Raw genomic sequence first — 20,858 nt, forward strand, 5'->3', positions numbered from 1 at the left:
CGGACCGTAGTAGACGGAAGGACACTAAGCTCGCGGAGCCGCACGGCTCAACGCCAGCTCAGAAGTCCCACCCGCTGAACTCTCGACGTCGGCACCTCGCCGGGTGCAGCGACTGAAATCTGCCTCGCCCAAAACCGGACCATCTGTGGGCAGACAATTCAGGATCTTCCAGAGGAATGTTCTATACAGAATGGCGTCCAAGGCCTCGCTTCGAGACGACCTTCCGAAATGGCCGCCCCGCATACCGCGCAATATCCGAAGCTGCCATCAGAGATCCGCTCAAGAGCAGCCTCGATCTGTTCCAATGCGGTGCGGCTTTGCTCAAGCAACGCAGAGGCTTGGGAGAGCTCGAACGCGATTGTGCTTCCTTCGGGATCATGTTCGTCGTCAACGTTGGAATCCTGGCGGGCAACACTCACCGAATTGATGTCTTGGCGGAATGCCTTGAGTAGGGCATTCTTGTGGTTCCGCTCCTCCTCGAGAACAATTCGGAACCGCTCCACATTGACCATGGCTTGCACGCTAGTGCCAACCACCTCTGCCGGGAGGACCGTTGAGCACGGTGGGAACATACTCGAGCAACTGAAGGCGACCATCGAATGTCCTGCTGTCCACCATCTCGAGCGCAATGTCTGGATAGCCGTCATAGATCCGCTCCCGCCCGGTGCGCCCCGTTATCACCGGGAACACGACCAGCCGAAACCGGTCCACGACGCCTGCGGCAAGCAACGATCGGCAGAGACTGAGGCTGCCCAGAGTGCTCAAGTGCCCGGTCCGCGTCCTCTTTAACTCATTCACGGCCTCCACCGCGTCCCCCGCGACCAGCTCCGAATTCGGCCAAGTCAGGGGCGCTTGCAAGGTGGAGGAGAAGATGATCTTGGGCACGGCGTCAAGACCGGTCAGGCTGGCCCCCTCAGCCTCGGAGAATTCCGAACCCTCGGACGACGCCTCCGCTGACATGCTGGACATCAGCCGATAAGTGTTCGCCCCCATGAGGAATGTGTATTCCTTCTCTGCCTCATGCCCCAGCCAAGCCAGGTATTCCGGCCCTTCAAGGCCCCAAAAGCCCGGCCATCCTTCGGCGGAGGCGTAGCCGTCCAGGGAGATTATCAGGTCGATCATCAGGTCTGCCGATGACACCTCTGCGTTTGTCTCGCCCATGGCCGTCTCCTCGATCAGGTCGATGCTCGACGCTCGTGTCGGCAAGCCTATCCCCGAGCGACAGGGCCTTCAAGAAAGGTGCTTGTCCAGGGCAGTGGGCTAGGCACGCCAACTGTCACTGGTCGGTGGCAAGATACAGGCATGGCATCCATAGAGCGCATCCGCCCAGAGGGGCTCATCTCGAGCCCTGCCTTCAGCCACGTCGCCATCGTTCCGCCTGGCGCCACCACTATCTACGTCGGCGGCCAAAACGCCGTCGATGCCGCCGGGTCACTCGTTGGAGACGGCGACATCGCCGCACAGTCCGTCCGCTCCCTTGAAAATGCGAAGACCGCACTCGCCGCGGCCGGAGCGACGCTCGACGACGTGGTGCAATGGACGGTTCTCTTCGTCGATGGCTCCGATATCGCGGCGGGCTACGGCGCCATTGCGTCGGCACTCGCATCCGATGAGCCGGCTTTGGTCACCGCGGCGCGTGTCGCAGGTCTGGGAGTGCCTGGCGCACTTGTCGAGATCAGTGCAATCGCCGCGGTAATGCGATGAAAGTGCAGCCCAAAAGCATGAACAGGGTCACGTGTGACCTCACTGTATCCCTCGACGGATTCCTCGCTGGTCCCAATCAAAGCCCAACCACGCCGTTAGGCGAGGGCGGGGAGGACCTACACCGATGGATGTTCGAAGAACCTGAGGCCAACGCGGCGGCCATTCAGGGCATCCTCTCGGCGGGCGCTTACATCATGGGCCGCAACATGTTCGCCGGCCCGGGGCCAGGCCCATGGGATCAGGACTGGCGCGGCTGGTGGGGTGAGGAACCGCCTTACCACGCCCCTGTCTTTGTACTCGCCCACCATTCACGTCCGCCCCTGGAGATGCAGGGCGGCACGACGTTCAATTTCGTGACAGACGGGATCGAGTCCGCCCTGGCAAAGGCGCGTGTTGCGGCGCCGGACGCGGAGATCGCCATAGCGGGAGGCGCAGAGACTGTCCGCCAATATCTGTCGGCAGGGTTGATCGATGAGCTACGGCTCCACATCGCGCCAATCCTCCTCGGAGCGGGCGAGCGGCTCTTGGACGGCGTGGAGAACGTAAAACTTGAACCCACGGAAGTAAGCGGCACCCGCCTTGTGACACACGTGCGCTACCTCGTGATCCGCTAAGCAAACGCATCCTGCCTATCGCCCATCATGTGAATGCTTCACGGTTAGAACTAAGCGGCTGAGCGCAGATGAGCAATTGTCAACGGTAAACCAAACTGAGTACCGGACACTGACGCGCAATGCTCGCCGCCGGAAGCTTTGCGGTACCCATGTTGCACTGAATCGCTCCCTATTAAACTGGCGGTATGAGCTCGACAGCTGGGCGTAAATTGTTTCAGCATTCCGGAACGGCGCTACTGTTCCGGGGAGTCCTCTCCATTGCTTTGGGCTTGCTGATCGCATCCCTTCCGGTCGCCACTGTAATTGGCCTCGTGTTCGTGTTCGGCATTTACGCCCTCACGGATGGACTCACAAATGTGGCGCATTACTTCTACGACCCGTCGCCCCACTCTCGCTGGTCCATGGCCGGGGGCATTGTCTCCATCGTCGCTGGCCTGGTGGCCGTAGCGTGGCCGAGCATCACCGCTGTGGCCTTGGGGATCCTCGTAGGAGTATGGGCACTGGCCCTGGGGACCTCGCAAATCGTCCTGGCTTTGGAAACCAGAAAGTCACTCAGGGTCTGGTGGAGCTGGTTGATGACGGCGGTTGTCACCGTATTGTTCGGCCTTTTGGTTATCGCCAATCCAGGAGCTGGAATCGTGGCCCTGGCAGGACTGCTGGCCGCGTTCGCTGTCATTGCAGGAATACTGTTGATTGCTTCCGGGATCACCTTGCGGCGAGCAGGCTCCCCCACCAATATCTTCCGGAAAACAGCGATGCCCGGTTGAGCGCCTGGCTATCGCGGCGGCCGCGGCTAAGACTCCCCTAAAAGTTGCCCGGGCCCGGCGGCCCATCGCATTGCACCGCAGCAGGATACTTGAACTATGACGGATGAGGATCGAAACCTTTGGGATGAGTTCGACGAGTCGAAGCCCGCAGGTCACGACCGCGTCGAGGGTTATCCCGGAGGAGAGCCCCAGGGCTTTGGCTTCCGAACCGGGGTTCGCAGCGCGAACGTGGCCTTTGGTTTCGCCCTGTACGCACTGGTCCTCGGAACTCTGCTGGTCGTCGTGGGGGCCGCCGTCTTCATTGTCCAGAGTCAGTGGCTTCTTCTCGGATTGATGGTGGCCATCGAAGCGGTCTTCGTCTTAGCCTTCATTCGACTGGCAGCCCAGGCTCGCCACCGCCGGTTCATCCAATAGCCAAACTGGGTGGCCCGCCCATGGCCGCTTTGATGTTGTGTTCCCGACACGCCGTGGCTAGGAGGATCACTTGCTTCATTGAATGATGAATCCATAAAATAGTGAAGTATCGCGGCTTATGGAAAAGGAGGCAGGGTGGAAGGCTTTTCGGATTTCCGGGCACCGCTCTATGAGGTGAAGGCCAATCTCTTTAAGGGGCTGGCCCACCCGGTGCGGATCCGAGTGCTGGAGATACTCTCGGCAGCTCCGGAGGCTTCAGTGACGGACATGCTGACTGCAACCGGATTGGAAGCCTCGCACCTCTCGCAGCACTTGTCCGTGCTTCGCCGGTACCATCTGGTCAAGAGTGAGCGCAGGGCCCTGCAGATGTTCTATTCTTTGGCGTATCCGCAGGTCGCCGAGCTCCTGTCGGTGGCCAGGTTGCTGCTGAATGACATCCTGCGCACCACGCGGGACCAGCTTGAGTCAGCAGAGGCGGAGTTCCCCGAGGTCGCTGCTGAGTCCAGCACGCGGTGAAGGCTATGGCCACCGCCCGGGCATTGCTGCCGGGTAGGCAAGATTATGCGCAGCTTCCGGGTAGCTGGAAAGACGACCTTGTCGCCGGAGTCACCGTGGGCATCGTCGCCCTGCCGCTGGCGCTGGCCTTCGGAGTCAGTTCCGGCGCGGGTGCGGCCAGCGGCTTGATCACCGCGGTTGTTGCGGGCATCGTCGCGGCAGTATTCGGGGGTTCCAACGTCCAGGTGTCCGGGCCCACCGGAGCCATGGTGGTGGTCCTGGGGCCGGTAATCGCCACCCATGGGCTCGGTGCGTTGGCAACCGTGTGCGTCATGGCCGGTGTTATCGTCCTGGCTGCGGGGCTGCTCAAACTCGGCCGGATCGTTACCTTGCTGCCTTGGCCAGTGATTGAAGGGTTCACGGTCGGCATTGCCGTGATTATTTTCCTCCAACAGATCCCTGCAGCGTTCGGGTCCCATTCCGGGCCCGGCACCAACGCCGCTGTGTCTGCCTTCCAGGCCCTGGCCACGGTGTCCCTTGCCTCGGCCCTGGCACCGGCCGCGCTGGTGGCGCTAGTGGTAGTGATCATGATTGCGGCGCCCCGGATCCATCCGCGGATTCCCGGCTCGCTTGTCGCCATCATTGTTGCCAGCGTCGTCGCACAAATCCTCGATCTTCCCGTCGCCAGGATCGGCGCACTGCCCCAGAGCCTGCCGTCACCAGTCATTCCCTTCCCGGACTGGACCACGCTGACCACTCTGGCAGGACCGGCGGCGACAATCGCGGCCCTCGCCGCCATCGAGTCATTGCTCTCGGCACGAGTTGCCGCCTCAATCTCTGACACCGGCCCGTACGACGCCGACCGTGAACTCCTAGGCCAGGGCCTGGCATCGATCGCGTCCGGATTCTTCGGCGGCATGCCGGCCACCGGAGCCATCGCTCGCACAGCGGTTAACATCCGCTCGGGCGGCAGGACACGCCTGGCTGCCATCACCCACGCCATACTTTTGCTGGCCGTGGTGTACCTGGCCACCGGCCCGGTGTCCCGGATCCCGCTCGCTGCCCTGGCCGGCGTGCTTATGGTCACCGCGACCCGGATGGTTTCACCCACCGCGCTGCGCGGCGTCATCGGTTCTACACGGGCGGACACCGTTGTGTTCTTCGTTACCGCGATCATCACCGTGTCCTTCGACCTGATCGAGGCGGTGGAGATCGGCATCGCCGTCGCTTCCTTCTTTGCCCTGCGCGCCTTGGTCCGTTCCAGCGGTGTGCACCGGGAAGAGATTCCCGGCCCGGTTCACGACGGTGACGAACACATTGCCGTTTTCCGCCTCGACGGAGCCCTCTTCTTCGCCGCAGCCGAGCGCGTCCTGGAGCGGGTGAGCGCAATCGAGAACGTCGACGTCGTCATCATCCGAATGTCCCAACTCCAGATTTTGGACGCAACCGGCGCCAGGGTGATCACGGACATCGTCCAAGCCCTCGAACGCCGAGGAATCACAGTCCTCATCAAGGGAGTCCAGGACCGTCATCTTCGGCTCGTTACCAGGGTGGGGGTCTTGGAATCCCTCCGCCACCACAAACACCTCTTCACTGAACTGCCATCCGCCGTGGAACACGCCCGCAGCCACGTGAGCCGTGCACAAGCCGCACGAACAGCCGGCCAGAAGCCGCCCGTTCAGGATACGCAGGGCACCAAGCAACCAACTCAAGCATCAGACAAATCCCTACCCCCGGAGCAGCCATGACCAGAGACCCGCACACCACTGCAGAAGAGCCCAGCACCCGCGGATCCCGCGTCATCGGCGTCGGCTCCTACCAGCCGGACAAGATCCTGACGAACGACGAACTAAGCCAGATGGTGGACACCAGCGATGAGTGGATCCGGACCAGGGTGGGGATCCAAACACGTCACATTGCCGACTCCGAGTCCGTGGCGGACATGGCCATCAAGGCCGGGCTGGACGCACTGCAGGACGCAGGCATCGACGCCGGCACTCTGGACCTTATCGTAGTGGCAACCGTGACCGCACAGGACCGCTCCCCCAGCACCGCCGGACGGGTCTCCGCAAGCCTCGGAGGAAACAACCCGGCTGTTTTCGACATCAACGCCGCCTGCTCGGGTTTCACTCATGCCCTTGCGGTTGCAGACCAGGCTATCCGGGCGGGAGCCGCCGAAACGGCCTTGGTCATCGGCGCGGAGAAGCTCAGCGACTTTACCGACTGGACAGACAGGAGCACCTGCGTGCTGGTCGGTGACGGCGCTGGCGCCCTGGTCCTGCAGGCATCGACTTCCCCTGGCGTGGGACCAGTGCACTGGGGCTCAGTACCGGAACTGGCCCACGCCGTCCGGATTGAACATCCCGAACTGCGCTTCCAGCAGGAAGGAATGTCCGTTTTCCGCTGGGCTATAAGCAAAGCGGCAACACTTGCCCGGCGCACCTGCGAGATGGCCGGGATCCAGCCAGAGCAACTCGCAGGTTTTGTCCCACACCAGGCGAACCTGCGCATCATCGAGCCTCTGGCCGACCAGCTCGGTATCCCCCTCGCCATCACGGCGCGCGACGTTGTCACCTCCGGGAACACGTCTGCGGCCAGCGTGCCGATCGCGCTGGCCAGACTCGTCCGAAGCGGACAACTGGCGCCCGACAGCCCTGTGCTGCTGTTTGGATTTGGCGGAGGATTCTCCTATGCAGGGCAGGTCATCCGCACACCCGTGGCCGCCGGTGGAGCGGGAGGGCTCAGACCTTCCTGACCACGCTGGACTTGAGTTGCATGGCGCCGAAGCCGTCCACTTTGCAGTCAATGTCATGGTCACCCACACCGTTCACGAGGCGGATGTTGCGAACCTTGGTTCCAACCTTGATTGCGGTGGCGCTCCCCTTGACCTTGAGGTCCTTGATGACCGTCACGGTATCCCCATCTGTGAGCACGTTTCCGACGGCGTCTCTGATCGCTATTGACTCGGCATCTGCCTGCTCGGGCACAGCCGGTGACCATTCGTGGCCGCACTCGGGGCAAACCAGCAAAGCGCCCATCTCGTAGGTGTATTCGCTGGCGCATTCAGGGCAGGGGGGGAGGATTTCGCTCACCAACCAATAATAGACGGGCTGACAATCTGCTGTTCAGTCGCCGCCAAGCGGTCTCGCTGCCAGGTCGTCTTGTCCCCCTTGCACAGTCTCCAAGCAGATGAAGCGCCCGCGGCCTCATTCCTGGACTCCGGTCGCTTACGACTGCGGCATTCGTGCGCGCGCAGGCATTCTCGCACCTGGCACCTGTTTCGGGCGGCCGATGCCATGCATGGCGTGGATCTGCTTACCATGGCCGCCGAAATCAGGGGTGTTTAGTGCAGACTGGTGGTGTGAGCGGAATCCGGTGGGTGCTCCACGTCGATCTCGACCAGTTCATTGCGGCGGTCGAAGTGCTTCGTCGGCCGGAGCTTGCGGGGAAACCAATCATTGTTGGGGGTCGGGGCGACCCCACAGAACGAGCTGTGGTGTCGACCGCATCCTATGAAGCCAGGGCGTTCGGCGTGGGTTCCGGAATGCCCTTGCGCATTGCGGCACGGAAGGTGCCTGACGCTGTGATACTGCCCGTGGATCATGAGGCTTACCTCGCTGCCTCCGAAACGGTGATGGCTACCCTGCGTGCGCAGCCCGGCGCCACTGTGCAGGTGCTGGGTTGGGATGAGGCGTTCGTAGGTACCGAAACAGAGAATCCGGAAGCCTACGCCCGGCAGGTACAGGCCTCTGTCCTCGAGCGAACGCAGCTGCATTGCAGCGTCGGCATCGGAGACACCCTGGTCAGAGCAAAGGTCGCCACCGGTTTCGGCAAGCCGGCTGGTGTTTTCCGTCTCACCTCCGCCAACTGGCTCGAAGTCATGGGCAGTCGGCCTACCAAGGACCTGTGGGGTGTCGGAGGCAGAGTGTCAGCCCGGCTGGCCAAACTCGGTATCAACACCGTTGCCGAGCTCGCCGCGTCCGACCCCCAAGACCTGGTCCCGGAGTTCGGCCCCAGGATGGGCCCTTGGTATGCGGAGCTTGGACGCGGGGACGGCACCAACGTTGTGGACGACACCCCGTGGGTTGCCCGCGGGCACAGCCGAGAAACAACTTTCCAGCGGGACCTCGCCGAGCCTGCCCAGGTGAACGACGCCGTGAGGGAATTGACAGCGCGTGTCCTCGAGGACGTTGTGGCCGAAGGACGGCCCGTGGTGGGGCTGACCCTCAAGGTTCGGTATGCACCGTTCTTGACCAAGACCCATGCGAAGAAGATTCCCGAGACGTTCGACCGGGACGAAATCCTCGCGCGGGCCTTGGACCTCGCAGCCGCTATCGAAGCGGGCCGTCCGATTCGACTCCTCGGCCTGCGCGCCGAAATGGCAATGCCTGACGATGCCCGAAAGGGACACACTCCGACGCGCGGCGGTTGGTGACGGCGTCGACGTCTAACCGACAAAACAAAGTCAAGAGTGCAGCGTCTCGGCCGGGACGACTCGCAATACTTGGTTCCCGCTGCATTCGTCGTCCCTGATGTGCTCGCCCCAGATGGTGGTCTTGGCGGGCTCCTCGGCGTTTTGGCGCGTGCTTTCTAGGCTTCGGGGATGACCATGGCGAAGCGCTCCGGCCGAGCCACGTCCGGGTCGGGGCCGTTGCGCACACCGGCATCGAGCGCGTCGATGGATGCGAGCTCATCGGCCCTGAGCTGGAAGTCGAACACTTCGAAGTTCTCCGCTATGCGGGCCGGGTTGGTGGATTTCGGGATGGCTGAGCGGCCCTGCTGCAGATGCCAGCGCAGCATTACCTGTGCGGGTGTCCCACCGTCCATCCATCGAAATATTCTGGGCGAATGTGACAAATGGGGCGTGTCAGAAGTTAATTGGCTTATGTTTTCCACCCTGAGTACGCGCCGCGCCGTTGTAATCGAGGACGACCCCGACATTCGCGAGCTGCTCGTGCACGTCCTTCGGGGCAAGGGCTTCGAAGTCTACGAAGCCGGAACCGGAGACGAAGGCATCGACGTCATCCGCGAAACGCGTCCCGAACTGGTCACACTCGACCTCAATCTGCCGGACGTCGATGGGCTGGAAGTCTGCAGGGTCCTACGCGGATTCTCCAATGCCTTCATCATCATGATCACGGCTCGCGGTACCGAGATCGATCGTCTCAACGGCCTGGACACAGGCGCGGACGACTACATCACCAAGCCGTTCAGCATCAAAGAATTCCAAGCGCGGGTGGACCGCCTCTTCCGCCGCGTCAACGTTCCACTGGCCGCCACTGGAGCACAGCCACCGGTCCCAGACAGCGAGCTGGTTCGAGCCGCCGAGGTGCAACGAAGCCTCCTTCCCGGGGACTCCCCGGAATTGGACGAATACGACGTCGCCGGCGGTTTCCGCCCGTCACGCAGCGTCGGCGGCGACTTTTACGACTGGTATCCGACACAAGACGGCATGCACCTGACCTTTGCCGACGCCATGGGCAAGGGAATGGGCGCCGCGCTGATAGCAGCAACTGCCCGCGCGGTCATGCGCTCGGTAGCGTTGGAGTCCGACGTCGGCCAGGCCTTCGAATCGGCCAGCCGCACTATCGAAGGAGACCTCGAGCAGTCCGGATCGTTTATCACCGTCTTCCACGCCCGCCTTCATGCTGCCTCCGGCAAAGTCAGCTACGTCGACGCCGGCCATGGCCTGGCGTTGCACATCCCCGCAGCCGGTCCCGTCCTACGGCTCCTTTCTGCGGGGGCACCCGTAGGTGCTTGGACCGAACAGCGCTGGCAATCGGCCTCAATCGAATTGGCCCCGGGCGACGCGCTGGTGGTGGTCAGCGACGGCGTGCTGGATGCCTTCGCCACTATCGATGAGTTCACTGCGCATATTGCGGCGACAGTTCGGGAGCATGCCTCGGCCGAGGAGGCCTGTAATGCGATCCTGCACTTGGCGCCCGACTGGGAGGCGGAAGACGACGTCACCGTGGTGATGGTCCGCCGCACCGCAGGATTCGCAGGAAGTAAGGGCTGAGTTTAGTCAGGAGTTGCGGGCCGCTAAGGCGGTGGCGAGGGCGCTCGTTGAACTGAGTCTGGGTACGGACAGCCATCATCAACGGAGGGCCCGCCGCCGTCGCTCCCTTGCCGGCCTGAGCGAGGCTTCCGCCACCAACGGGGGGCCAACAAACGGCGCGGCTGTCGAAATGCGGCATTTCCCGCCGCCCGTCGGGAGTGCGACGCGTGACACCGAGCCCTAACGATTTAGTCATTGTCGTTGCCGGGCGCTGCAAGCGCACATATGCTGGCGTCCGAGGGCAACGTGAACGGACTCGGCAAAGCGAATCCGCCAAAAAACGCCCAGGAGGAAAAAGGAATGGCAACCGGTACGGTCAAATGGTTCAACGCAGAAAAGGGCTACGGCTTCATCGCGAACGATGACGGAAGCGCAGACGTGTTCGCTCACTACTCCGCGATCACCGGCGGCGGATACCGCAGCCTGGAGGAGGGCCAAAAGGTCACATTCGACATTGAACCGGGTCAAAAGGGACCACAGGCACAAAACATCCGAATCGTGTAGGCGGACGCCTTTGCTGGGCCAGGTAAGTCGCTAATCCGCGCGCCTTTACCATTCCAGAGTTTCATCGAAATCGTCGATCAGGCCCACAAACGTGCGCCCCGGGACTTCCCGGGGTGCACGTTTTTTTGTTTTGAGGACTGGAGAACTGAACTTGCTTGCAGCGCCACAGCGGCTCTTTCATGAACCGAACCTTCCTTCTAACACGAACGAGACTGCCGGACTGCCGCGAGCAGCGGGCAAGGATTGCACCGGCAGCTGTTGCTGCCACTTGCAGTTCGTGCACCAAAAAGTTATTGCATTTATCCTACAATGATGTATCTTTAGTGGTGTAAGTCACGTTCGGGCAGTTCGGCGGGAATCACTGCATCAAGGCATGCAGTGCTCTGCTCCGCTCGCCCGAGAACAACTTCGTAGCGTATTGGCTCAGCTGTGACGCGTGCGGCATGCGGTGTACCCAGATCAGCACCCAGGCCCATCGCCCATCGGAGGCCGATGCCCTCATTGACCGGGAGGTCAAACCATGTTCAAGCGCCAACTTCGCAGTGCCGCGGACGAAGCGGAAACCACGCCAGCCACGCCAGCCGTCAGGAGTGCCCAGTGTCAGCCATGAACAACGCAACAGAGAACCGGAGCCTTGCCTCGACGGCAAGCAAACGACGCTTCCTGATCAGAATGGTCACCGTTTTGATCGGGGGCATGGTTCTGGATGGCTACGTCCTCGGCATTATCGGACCGGTATCAGGAAGGATGGCGGCGGACCTGCAGCTCACTGCGTTTTGGCAGGGCCTGATCGCCGCGGCCGCCCTGATTGGGATCCTGATCGGCTCACCGCTCGGTGGCTGGGCCGCCGACAAATGGGGCCGCAAGCCAATCTTCATGTTCGACATCGGCCTGTTCGCCATCGCGTCGGCAATGCAGTTTTTCGTCGACTCGCCGGTGCTGCTCATTGTGGTGCGACTCCTGATGGGTATAGCCATTGGCACCGAATACGCCGTCGGGTGGCCCCTGATGGCTGAATTCTCGCCAACCCATCTGCGGGGGCGTCTCATGGCCGCAATGGGAATCGCTTGGTATGGCGGCTTCATGATCGCGTTCCTGATCGGCCATCTGCTCAATGAGTACACCAGCTTGAGCTGGCATTTCATCCTGGGTACCAGCACGTTCATCGCAGTTGCCATCTTCCTGGCCCGGCTCGGAATGCCGGAGTCACCACGCTGGCTGTGGAGCGTAGGCCGCAAGGACGAGGCCCGCGCCCTCGCCGCAAAGTACATGCACGACGATGCGCTTGACGACGTCCAGCACGAGGATGTTCGCAAGGGCAGCTTCAGGATGCTGTTCTCCAGGGAGTACTGGCGCTCTACGCTCTTTATCTCAGGATTCTGGTTCTGCGCCGTGACACCCTACTTCGCGATCGCCACCTTCGCTGACAGCGTGTTGCAGCAGTACGGTCTTGCCGGCGGACTTGCTGGCGGAGTGGGGCTGTCCGCCGTCGCCCTGGCCGGGGTGGTAGTTACGTTCCTGTTGATCGAAAAGATTGGCCGACGCACGCTGACCGTCCCTGGGCAGTGGCTGTGCGGCATCGTCCTCGCGATCATCGGTCTGTGGGCCGGCGCGCCAGCCATCATTGTGCTGATCCTCTTCCTGGTCTTCTCCTTCTTCAATGCGGGGTATAACACGTTGACGAACGTCTACCCGGGCGAAGTCCTACCCACCGAGATTCGAGGGATAGGAACGGGTTTCGCCGCCGCTGTTAGCCGTATTGGGGCAGGCATCGGAATCTTCCTCTTCCCCATGTCCATGGAGGACCTCGGACCCGGTCCCACCATGCTGATCGCCGCCGGCGTGGCCATCGTCGGTGCCGCGCTGGCCCAATGGCTGGCGCCGGAGACGAAAGGCAAGACGCTCACCGAGGCCGCGGCAGCATACTCGCACTAGGCTCAACCGCCAAGGACTCTCCCCTGGCCTGTAGCCCCGTTGGGACGAATGGTCCCAGCGGGGCTACAAGCCTTTAGATCTCTGCAGCGGCCGGCGGTGCCATGCCGTGCGCACGTCCTTTTCCGGGTAATCCCACACCTCGGGTTGTTATTCAAGAGTTCTCTTGACAAGAGTGCCTTCTGGGAGTTCTTATTCAAGTATCTCCTTGAATAAGAAAGGGGGTGGTGGCCTTGTCCACCATCCAAACTCCCCAAAGGCAGCAGTCCCGCCTCCGGACAGGGGCTGCACTTATGACGCTGGCCGGCCTGGCTTTCGTGGGATACGCCGTAATCTTCTTGGTACTGAACTTCACGGACGCGTTCCTCGAGCTGGGCATCGGCCCCGATCAAGTGAATAAGGGGAAGGCAGAGATCGAGGCATTCAGCCCGCAGCTGTATCATTACATCAGCCATCTGCACATAGCGGTCAGCGGCTTCATTGCTGCGACTGGTCTGGCCGTCGCAGGCTTGTCCTGGTATGGGGTTCGCCGCGGAGAACGGTGGGCCTTCGCCACAGCCGTCATAGTCCCCATCGTCGGACTCGCCGTGGCCCTCCCCGCGCACTACCCATGGGGTTTGGCCACGCTTGGTCACCTCGGCCTGATCTACCTCGCCGTCGTCGTTTTCCTTGTCGGAGTCGTGACAGCCTACAGCGGACTGCGGAGCCCCGCGACGACACAGCACTGACCGTTAGTCGATAGATCGGATCGCGTCAGCGGCGACCGAGTAGTTGACCCTACTGCTGGCTGATGTCGATGCCCGTGACCGGCGCGCCCGCGCGCTCGTACGCGAGCGAGATCGCGCCCTTCGGGAATGCCTGCGGTGGCTCCGCGAATCGGAATGCAGCCGGCACCACGGTGCCGTCGGCGAACAGCCGCTTGCCCGATCCCAAAGTGAGTGGGTAGAGGAAGAGGTTCAGGCGGTCGACGAGGTCGGCCTCGAGCAGCGACCGCACCAGGTCGCCGCTGCCAATGACATGGATGTCGTCGAACCGGTCCTTCAGTGCAGCCACCTCCGCGACGTCCGATAGCGCAGTGGTGCCCTCCCATGCCGGATCGGTCAGGGAGCGAGACACGACGAACTTTGGGAGAGCGTTAAACGTCACCGCGATCGGGTCGTCGTCGCCCCGGGTAGGCCAGAACGCCGCGAAGATGTCGTAAGTCTTGCGTCCGAGCAGCAGCGCGTCCATGCGGTCGATGCCAGCACCGATCACCGCGCCGGTCTCGTCGTCGAAATATGCCCCTTGCCAGCCGCCGAAGTTGAAGCCTCCCTCTCGGTCCTCGTCAGGGCCGCCCGGTGCCTGGTACACGCCATCCAGGGTGATGAACAGGTCGACGGAGAGGATTCCCATGGCGTACTCCTTCGGGTGAACGGCTGACCGAATGCCACCTCCGTGCATCGACCGGACGGCTCAGAGTCGGCATCACTGCATGCCACACTAGCGACGAACGCATCTCAGGTCGAGAGACGGCGGCACGGCAACAAGGCGGATGGCGGTGGCGTGGGAGCGGTAGCTCTTTCCCGCGGTGCGGGGATCTGCTCTGTGTGTCAGTTCTTGGACATCAGGCCGATGCGGTAGGCCGCGGCGACCAGCTGGCCCCTGTCCCTTGCATTGAGTTTGGCCATTGCCCTGTTGATGTGCGTCTTAACCGTGAGCGGGGAAATGAAGAAGGCCCTGGCGATGGCCTCATTATCCAGACCCTCGGCGGCCGCAATCACGATGTCCCGCTCACGTGCCGTGAGTGCTGCTGCCAATGCAGCGTCCTGGGCCGTGGGCACGGTGCCGGATCCAGTGGAGAGGTGACGCAGCAGTGCCTTCTGGGCGCGCTGCGAAAGCGTGATATCTCCCTGCGAAGCCTTCCGCACCGCGTCGATGATCTCCTCTGGGCCGGCGCTCTTGCTCAGGAAGCCATCGGCGCCCGCCCGGAGAGCTTCGAGCACATCTGGATCATCGTCGAAAGTGGTCAGGACGATGATCTTGGTATCTTCGAGCTCAGGCTGGGCGCGAATAAGACGGACTCCCGCAGTTCCGTCGGTCCCTGGCATACGAAGATCCATGAGGACGACTTCCGGACGAATCTCCTGCGCCAGGAGCAGAGCTTCCCTGCCATTGCCGGCCTCGGTTCCCACACGGAATCCTGCGGATTCAAGAATCGCCCGAAGGCCTACTCGGATGGCGGGCTGGTCGTCGACCAGCAGGACCGTGATCATGCTCCTGCTTCTTCCGTTGGCTCAGTTGCCGCCAAGGGCAGTGCCGCCCTCAGCACGAACGATCGCTGGCGCCTCCCCGCCTCAAACGACCCTCCGGCGGCAATAGTGCGTTCCCGCATGCCGATCAGTCCGAACCCCCCGCTTCCCGGGCCGCTTCCCGCATCCGCCACGGCATTCTCAATGTCGATCCGAAGCTTGTCACCGCTTCTGTAGACGTGCAATGTCGCCGCGCCGGTTCCATGGCGATGTGCATTCGTCAGGCCCTCTTGGATGATGCGGTAAAGAGCCGCGTCTGACGACGCTCCGAGCGGCGGATCGAGGTCGATGTCCGAGCGAAGCTCCATCCCCAGGCCGCGGAACGAATCGATGAGGGCAGGAACCCCTACCGCACTAGTGGGCGTGCGAACAGGCTCGTCCTCCGTCCGGCGAAGGACGGAGAGGATGTCCTGCATCTCGGTCAGGACATTGCGGCAGGCTTTGCTGATCTCTGTAAGGGAGTTATGGACGGCCGGGGTGGGTGCAGGAATAATCCGCTCCAAGGCGCCCGCGTGCACGTTGATGACCGCGACATTATGGGCGACGGCGTCATGAAGATCCCGCGCAATGCGTAGCCGCTCTTCAGCCATGCGGTGCATGGCCTCGCTTTCGCGAGCATCGATGGCCGCCTGTGCACTCCGGTTGAGCGCAGAAATGTAGTTCTGGTGATTGCGGAGGGAAAGGGCGATTCCGAGGACCGCAGCCGTCCACAGCGGCGACACCAACGCTGTGGGTTCGAGCGGACCCACCTTGAAGACGACCATGGCGAGGATGTACTGCGGGAGACACACAATGATGCCAATGATGATCGACAGGCTTCTTGACCGTCGAAGCGGAACAGAGAAGAGGCAGATCTGAACCAGCGTCCACACCGTGAGGTTGTAGCCCGGATCCAAGACGATGCCCGCGCCGGCCGCGGCACCGATGAGGCTTGCGCTCACTGGAAACTTTCGGCGCAGCCCAACGCAGATCGCTGCAACGGCCAAACGCGAGAGGCTCATGATTGAAGCCCCGAGGGTCAGCTCGCGGGACAGCTCGATGATCACCATAAGAACGGCGACAAAGTCCAGCGACAGTTCCCAAGTCCTTGTCGCCAACATCCCAGGTACCTCCGTAGCCGCGGGACGCAACCTCAGAAGGTGATGTGACCTGGGCATCATCGCCTCCTCCTGATCGGTGAACCCGCGCCGGCGGAATATCCCCGATCTGCCTGCTTGATTAGAGGCTATTGCACGAATTCGCCTGCTGTCTGCCCAGTCGGCGGATCTACCGCGATTGCGGTATGCGGCCTACTGCAACTGCACACCCAGAGTGACTGTGCTGGCCGGATGTGCGCACGAAGGGAAAGCGCGACTGTTGTCATCATGCAAATCACCACAAACGACTTCGGTCGGATTGAAATCGCCGACGTCCCACTCCCGGGGCACGTGCGGGACCCGAGCGCCACATACACCTACTCCGGGAAAGTCTTCGTGCTCTATCGCACCGACGAGGACCCCTACGGTGAAGACTGGTATCACGCGGCGGTGGTCGATGACGACGGCGGCAACTTCAGTACGATCTTCTCCGGCCGAATCCCCGAACATGCCAAGGCCAATGGCATCCGACACATGCCCTTCGCCGACAACCGACGCGTTCTCCTCGGCGACTACGTGCTCGAATGCAGCCCGGACATTGACACATGCACCGCCGCCGAACTCGTACCTGTCGAGTATCCGTGGGGGCTGGAAGACGACCCCACGACCACGCACCACTGGTCCGAGATCATCGTCTCCCCCGACAACGAGCACATCGCCTGGACGATCCTGCGCAACGATTTGGGCGCTGCCGTCGGCTTGGGCAAACTGCGTCGCGACGATGACCGCTACGTCATCGAAGACCAGTCGATCATCAGCACCGTCGACCCGCTTGCCCCTGATCCGCGCCGCGAGGGCTACTTCCTCCCGGCGCCCATGAGGGGAGGGGAAGTCAAGCAGTTCGTTCGCGGCGGCACCGCGATCTCGTCCGCCGGCGGCATTGACGGCTTCCTGCCCGACTCCGTCGTTCAGGACCTGGACTCAGAAGAAATGGTCCGGATCACGCGGACGCCGGGTTACGACGAGACGACGATCTTCTCCCCCGACGAACGCCTCGGGCTTGTCATGACCTCGCGCGCCTCAAAGCGTACCGACGCAGCGATCCTGGGGCTCGTGCCGCGACCCCACGCAATCCTCTCGGGCATGGGCCTGGCCTGGGCCGTCTACACGTACACCGTCTCCGGCGTGCGCAGCTTCCGCGAAGGCAACGTGGGCCCCGTACTGATCGACATCGAACGGTCCATGCAAGAGCCGGGCTACGAAGGCGTGCCGCTGAACAACCCCGATGAATCCTGGGTCTACTGCTCTCCGATGTCCTGGCACCCCTCGGGTCGGAAGGCCATGTGGCTGGAGATGCTTCGCGGAAGTGAGCATCCGGGATCCTATCGCGAGATGCGCGTACGTACAGCCCATCTGCTAGACCACCAACCGTCAGCTCCCATCCCCACCCAGCCAACGCCGTCGACGGCTCCTTACGGCATCAGCGGAGCCGCCGCCCAACACGTGCTGAGGGCACCCTCCGAGCCTGCCCGCTCCGGACGCATCGCGGGAGCGCACTCCGGGCACATCGACTTCGAACGTGTTGCAGGCGATATCGCCGCCGGCCGAGCCGCATCGTCGAAAACCACGTACGTCGATTACAGCGACGACGGCCGCAGCTTCTACAACGGCTACGAACAGACACGCAGCTCATTCACCAGCGACACGGTATACCGGGCCGATCTGGAAGTCACCGGCGAGCAGGCTGGCGAGATGCGGCTCCGTGCCACATGGTCCGGCCGCCAGGAGGGAACCCGGTTGCTGTTTGACCCCGACACCGATGGGCTACCCAAGAGCCACGGCTTCGCCCGCTACGGACACGTCCAGCTGAACATCGAAGACCTTGTCGAGTAGCACAGAAACAAAATGAAAGGTTTCAAAGGAACAATGAACAACTTCCCGCATGGTTTCCTCTGGGGAGCCTCCACGGCGCCGCACCAGATCGAGGGCAACAATATCAACAGCGACTGGTGGGTGCAGGAGCAGACCGTCCCCGGAATGGAGCCCAGCGGCGACGCGACCGACAGCTACCATCGGTTCCGCGAGGACATGGAGCTCCTCGCCGGCGCTGGCCTAAACGCCTACCGCTTCGGCATCGAGTGGGCCCGCATCGAGCCCCTCCCGGGACAGTTCTCCCGCGCAGAGCTGGCCCACTACCGCCGCATGATCGGCACAGCCTTGGAACTGGGCATCACGCCGGTGGTGACCCTCAACCACTTCACGACCCCGCGCTGGTTTGCCGAAGAGGGCGGCTGGCTCAGCGACCGCGCCGTCGAGCGATTCTCCGCATACGTCGCCGAGTCCAGCTCCATCCTGGAAGACGTCGAATGGGTCGCAACAATGAACGAGCCGAATATGCTCGCCATGATGACGACCATGCGGCGCATGATGACCGCTGCACCGACGGCCCAGCAGGACTGGCAGAGCCCAACCGTCGACCAGGACCCACGGCCGCAGCTCCCGCCGCCGGACCCGGAGATTGGCGCCCGCCTCGTCGAAGCGCACCACGCAGCACGCGAGATTGTCCGCCACCGGACCGACGCCAAAGTCGGCTGGACGGTGGCGAATCGAGCCTTCGTGGCCCGACCCGGAGCCGAGGAGAAGAAGCGCGAACTCGAATACATCTGGGAGGACCTGTACCTCGAGGGCTCCGCAGGGGACGACTTCGTCGGCGTCCAGTCGTACTCGAGTCAGTGGGTCAGCGAAACCGGCATCGAACCCCACCCACAGCAACCCGATAACACCCTCGTCGGCACGGCCTACCGCCCCGACGCCATAGGCATCGCCTTGCGCCACACGGCAGAAGTCACCGGCGGCATTCCGATCCTCATCACCGAGAACGGCATCGCCACAGCGGACGATGCGCGCCGCATCGCCTACACGGGCGAAGCGCTCCGCCACATCGCCGAAGCGGTCGACGACGGCATTGACGTCCGTGGCTACCTGCACTGGAGCCTGCTGGACAACTACGAGTGGGGCCACTGGGAGCCGACGTTCGGGCTCGTGAGCGTGGACCGGACGACTTTCGTTCGTACCCCCAAGCCCAGCCTCGCATGGCTCGGCTCCGTCGCCCGCGCGGGCGCGCCCACCGCCGTCGCACATTAACCAGCCAGCCAACTACCTCAGGAGACCTTCAATGCTGAAGCCTCTAGCCACCGCCACCCGCGACCTCGCCAGCCTCGACGGGCTGTGGCTCTTTGCCCTCGATACGAAACTCGGACCAGAACCGTGGAGGGCACCCCTCGACACCCACCTCGAAGCGGCCGTCCCGGCTAGCTACAACGACCTGTTCGCGGACCGGGAGATCCACGACCACGTGGGCCTCGTCTGGTACCAGCGAACCGTCCGCGTGCCGCGAGGCTGGGCGGACCAGCGCATCGTCCTCCGTTTCGACGCCGCCACGCACGCGGCCGCCGTGTATGTGGACGACGTCGTCGTCGCAGAGCACGACGGCGGGTACACCCCTTTCGAAGCGGACCTCACCGACGTCGTCGCGGCGGGGACAGAATTCCGGCTCACCGTGGCGGTAGACAACAGGCTGACGAACGTCACGATCCCGCCCGGAAAGCTGGCCATCGGTGCGGATGGGAAGGAACACCAGAGCTACTTCCATGACTTCTATAACTACGCGGGCCTGGCCCGCTCCGTGTGGCTGTACAGCACTCCCCGCACCCACCTCACCGACGTTACGGTGACCACCGACGTCGACGGCGGAACCGGGCTTGTCGCATATTGCCTGACGGCGAGCGAACCGGCTCCGGCGAGCGTGCGGCTCCTGGACGAAGCAGGAATCACGGTTGCGTCCTGCGACGGGCACTCCGGAACACTCCGCGTCGATGATGCGGTGCTGTGGAGGCCAGGGGCGGCCTACCTCTATCGCTTGGAGATCGAGATCCACGACGGCTGGCACACAGTGGATAAGTACGAGCTCCCCGTAGGAATCCGGACAGTAGCCGTTGAAGGGGACCAGTTCCTGATCAATGGCGAGCCGTTCTACTTCACTGGCTTCGGCAAGCACGAAGACTCGGCGGTCCGGGGCAAGGGCCATGACAACGCCTACCTCGTCCACGACTTCCGTCTCCTGGACTGGACTGGCGCGAACTCCTTCCGCACCTCCCACTACCCCTACGCCGAAGAGGTCCTCGAGTACGCTGATCGCCACGGGATCGTCGTGATCGACGAGACCGCCGCCGTCGGGCTCAACCTCGCCGTCGAAGCGGGGCTGACGGGACAGCCGCCGCGGCCCACCTTCTCCCCTGACACCATCAACGACCGGACCCAGGCTGCACACGCCCAGCACCTGCGCGAGCTCATCGACCGGGACAAGAACCACCCCAGCGTGGTGATGTGGTGCGTAGCCAACGAGCCCTCGTCGAACGAGGAAGGGGCGCGGGAGTACTTCGAGCCGCTCATAGACCTCACCCGGGAGCTCGACCCAACCCGGCCTGTGACCATGACGACGGTCATCTTCGCCACGTGCGAAACCGACCGCACCGCCGACCTCGTGGATGTCATCTCACTCAACCGCTACTACGGCTGGTACGTGGCAACGGGCGACCTCGAGACGGCGGAGAAGCTCCTCGAGGCCGACCTACGCGGCTGGATGACGAAGTACGGCAAGCCAATCATGATGAGCGAATACGGCGCGGACACCATCCCCGGCCTCCACTCCGTAACGAGCACGCCGTGGACCGAGGAATTCCAAGCTGACTTCCTCGCCATGAACCACCGGGTCTTCGACCGCATCCCGTCATTCGTCGGCGAACACGTCTGGAACTTCGCCGACTTCGGCACGGGCCCCGCAATTCATCGCGTCGACGGGAACAAGAAGGGCGTCTTCACCCGGGATCGCAAGCCGAAAGCGGCCGCCTTCGCCCTCCGCGAGCGATGGAAGGAACTTCGCGGACGCAAACCCGGAACCCAAACCGTCCAGGAGCCGGTGCTCACCGCTCCCATCGCCTAGCCGC

Annotated in this window: 21 protein-coding genes and 1 pseudogene; 15 read left to right on the forward strand and 7 right to left on the reverse strand. The window is 62.8% G+C overall.

Annotated features, from left to right (window positions below):
• Positions 1-158: 158 nt before the first annotated feature.
• A complete protein-coding gene (locus tag LD110_RS01990; protein WP_225495984.1) occupies positions 159-512 on the reverse strand; it encodes a TraR/DksA C4-type zinc finger protein in 354 nt (117 codons plus the stop codon).
• A gap of 10 nt (positions 513-522) precedes the next feature.
• Complete coding sequence (locus LD110_RS01995) at positions 523-1,161, reverse strand: dihydrofolate reductase family protein (RefSeq protein WP_225495985.1); 639 nt, start codon at positions 1,159-1,161, stop codon at positions 523-525.
• Between the two features lie 141 nt (positions 1,162-1,302).
• Here LD110_RS01995 and LD110_RS02000 point away from each other — a divergent pair, with 141 nt between their 5' ends.
• The 7 genes from LD110_RS02000 to LD110_RS02030 all read left to right on the forward strand — a co-directional run bounded on the left by LD110_RS02000 (position 1,303) and on the right by LD110_RS02030 (position 6,749).
• Positions 1,303-1,704: a RidA family protein gene (locus LD110_RS02000; protein ID WP_225495986.1), complete on the forward strand. Its 402-nt coding sequence runs from the start codon at positions 1,303-1,305 to the stop codon at positions 1,702-1,704.
• Between the two features lie 17 nt (positions 1,705-1,721).
• On the forward strand, positions 1,722-2,318 hold the full coding sequence (locus LD110_RS02005; RefSeq protein WP_225495987.1) for a dihydrofolate reductase family protein: 597 nt from the start codon (positions 1,722-1,724) through the stop codon (positions 2,316-2,318).
• A gap of 185 nt (positions 2,319-2,503) precedes the next feature.
• Positions 2,504-3,085, forward strand: a complete 582-nt coding sequence (locus LD110_RS02010; RefSeq protein ID WP_225495988.1) for an HdeD family acid-resistance protein — start codon at positions 2,504-2,506, stop codon at positions 3,083-3,085.
• Positions 3,086-3,181: 96 nt separating this feature from the next.
• Entirely contained in the window at positions 3,182-3,499 is a 318-nt protein-coding gene (locus LD110_RS02015) for a hypothetical protein (RefSeq protein ID WP_225495989.1), read from the forward strand.
• 135 nt (positions 3,500-3,634) lie between these two features.
• Complete coding sequence (locus LD110_RS02020) at positions 3,635-4,015, forward strand: metalloregulator ArsR/SmtB family transcription factor (protein WP_225495990.1); 381 nt, start codon at positions 3,635-3,637, stop codon at positions 4,013-4,015.
• A gap of 5 nt (positions 4,016-4,020) precedes the next feature.
• Positions 4,021-5,742 (forward strand): SulP family inorganic anion transporter, encoded by a 1,722-nt coding sequence (locus LD110_RS02025; RefSeq protein ID WP_225495991.1) that lies wholly within the window; start codon positions 4,021-4,023, stop codon positions 5,740-5,742.
• Positions 5,739-6,749 (forward strand): beta-ketoacyl-ACP synthase III, encoded by a 1,011-nt coding sequence (locus tag LD110_RS02030; protein WP_225495992.1) that lies wholly within the window; start codon positions 5,739-5,741, stop codon positions 6,747-6,749. Before LD110_RS02025 ends, LD110_RS02030 begins: the two co-directional genes overlap by 4 nt.
• Here LD110_RS02030 and LD110_RS02035 read toward each other — a convergent pair.
• Complete coding sequence (locus LD110_RS02035; RefSeq protein ID WP_225495993.1) at positions 6,736-7,086, reverse strand: zinc ribbon domain-containing protein YjdM; 351 nt, start codon at positions 7,084-7,086, stop codon at positions 6,736-6,738. The two genes, LD110_RS02030 and LD110_RS02035, sit on opposite strands and share 14 nt — an antisense overlap.
• Positions 7,087-7,373: 287 nt before the next feature.
• Between LD110_RS02035 and LD110_RS02040 the strand changes: the two genes are divergently transcribed.
• Positions 7,374-8,429, forward strand: coding sequence for a DNA polymerase IV (locus LD110_RS02040; RefSeq protein WP_225496421.1), 1,056 nt, complete (start codon positions 7,374-7,376; stop codon positions 8,427-8,429).
• Between the two features lie 155 nt (positions 8,430-8,584).
• Here the strand turns inward: LD110_RS02040 and LD110_RS02045 are convergent.
• A pseudogene (locus tag LD110_RS02045) lies at positions 8,585-8,815 on the reverse strand (aldo/keto reductase); the annotation flags it as partial.
• A gap of 64 nt (positions 8,816-8,879) precedes the next feature.
• Between LD110_RS02045 and LD110_RS02050 the strand changes: the two are divergent.
• The 4 genes from LD110_RS02050 (at position 8,880) to LD110_RS02065 (ending at position 13,216) form a co-directional block, all read left to right on the forward strand.
• The gene (locus tag LD110_RS02050) at positions 8,880-10,013 is read left to right on the forward strand and encodes a SpoIIE family protein phosphatase (protein WP_225496423.1); all 1,134 of its coding nucleotides are present in this window, start codon (positions 8,880-8,882) and stop codon (positions 10,011-10,013) included.
• 339 nt (positions 10,014-10,352) lie between these two features.
• Entirely contained in the window at positions 10,353-10,556 is a 204-nt protein-coding gene (locus tag LD110_RS02055) for a cold-shock protein (RefSeq protein ID WP_225495995.1), read from the forward strand.
• Positions 10,557-11,162: 606 nt separating this feature from the next.
• Positions 11,163-12,491, forward strand: a complete 1,329-nt coding sequence (locus LD110_RS02060) for an MFS transporter (RefSeq protein ID WP_225496425.1) — start codon at positions 11,163-11,165, stop codon at positions 12,489-12,491.
• 224 nt (positions 12,492-12,715) lie between these two features.
• On the forward strand, positions 12,716-13,216 hold the full coding sequence (locus LD110_RS02065) for a hypothetical protein (protein WP_225495997.1): 501 nt from the start codon (positions 12,716-12,718) through the stop codon (positions 13,214-13,216).
• 49 nt (positions 13,217-13,265) lie between these two features.
• On the opposite strand, the gene LD110_RS02070 is transcribed toward LD110_RS02065, so the two are convergent.
• From LD110_RS02070 to LD110_RS02080, 3 genes are all read right to left on the reverse strand, one after another.
• Positions 13,266-13,880 (reverse strand): dihydrofolate reductase family protein, encoded by a 615-nt coding sequence (locus tag LD110_RS02070; RefSeq protein ID WP_225495999.1) that lies wholly within the window; start codon positions 13,878-13,880, stop codon positions 13,266-13,268.
• A 197-nt stretch (positions 13,881-14,077) separates the two neighbouring features.
• Positions 14,078-14,740, reverse strand: coding sequence for a response regulator transcription factor (locus LD110_RS02075; protein WP_225496001.1), 663 nt, complete (start codon positions 14,738-14,740; stop codon positions 14,078-14,080).
• Positions 14,737-15,876: a sensor histidine kinase gene (locus LD110_RS02080; protein ID WP_225496002.1), complete on the reverse strand. Its 1,140-nt coding sequence runs from the start codon at positions 15,874-15,876 to the stop codon at positions 14,737-14,739. The genes LD110_RS02075 and LD110_RS02080 overlap by 4 nt, the downstream gene beginning before the upstream one ends.
• Before the next feature lie 264 nt (positions 15,877-16,140).
• Between LD110_RS02080 and LD110_RS02085 the strand changes: the two genes are divergently transcribed.
• Genes LD110_RS02085 through uidA form a run of 3 tightly spaced genes read left to right on the forward strand, consistent with a single transcriptional unit; the run spans position 16,141 to position 20,854 of the window.
• Entirely contained in the window at positions 16,141-17,745 is a 1,605-nt protein-coding gene (locus tag LD110_RS02085; protein WP_225496003.1) for a hypothetical protein, read from the forward strand.
• A gap of 33 nt (positions 17,746-17,778) precedes the next feature.
• Positions 17,779-18,996, forward strand: a complete 1,218-nt coding sequence (locus LD110_RS02090) for a family 1 glycosylhydrolase (RefSeq protein ID WP_225496004.1) — start codon at positions 17,779-17,781, stop codon at positions 18,994-18,996.
• Between the two features lie 31 nt (positions 18,997-19,027).
• On the forward strand, positions 19,028-20,854 hold the full coding sequence (gene uidA / locus LD110_RS02095; RefSeq protein WP_225496005.1) for a beta-glucuronidase: 1,827 nt from the start codon (positions 19,028-19,030) through the stop codon (positions 20,852-20,854).
• The last annotated feature ends 4 nt before the right edge of the window (positions 20,855-20,858 follow it).

Origin of the sequence: Arthrobacter sp. M4 (assembly GCF_020251205.1) — a bacterium.
GTDB lineage: Bacteria > Actinomycetota > Actinomycetes > Actinomycetales > Micrococcaceae > Arthrobacter.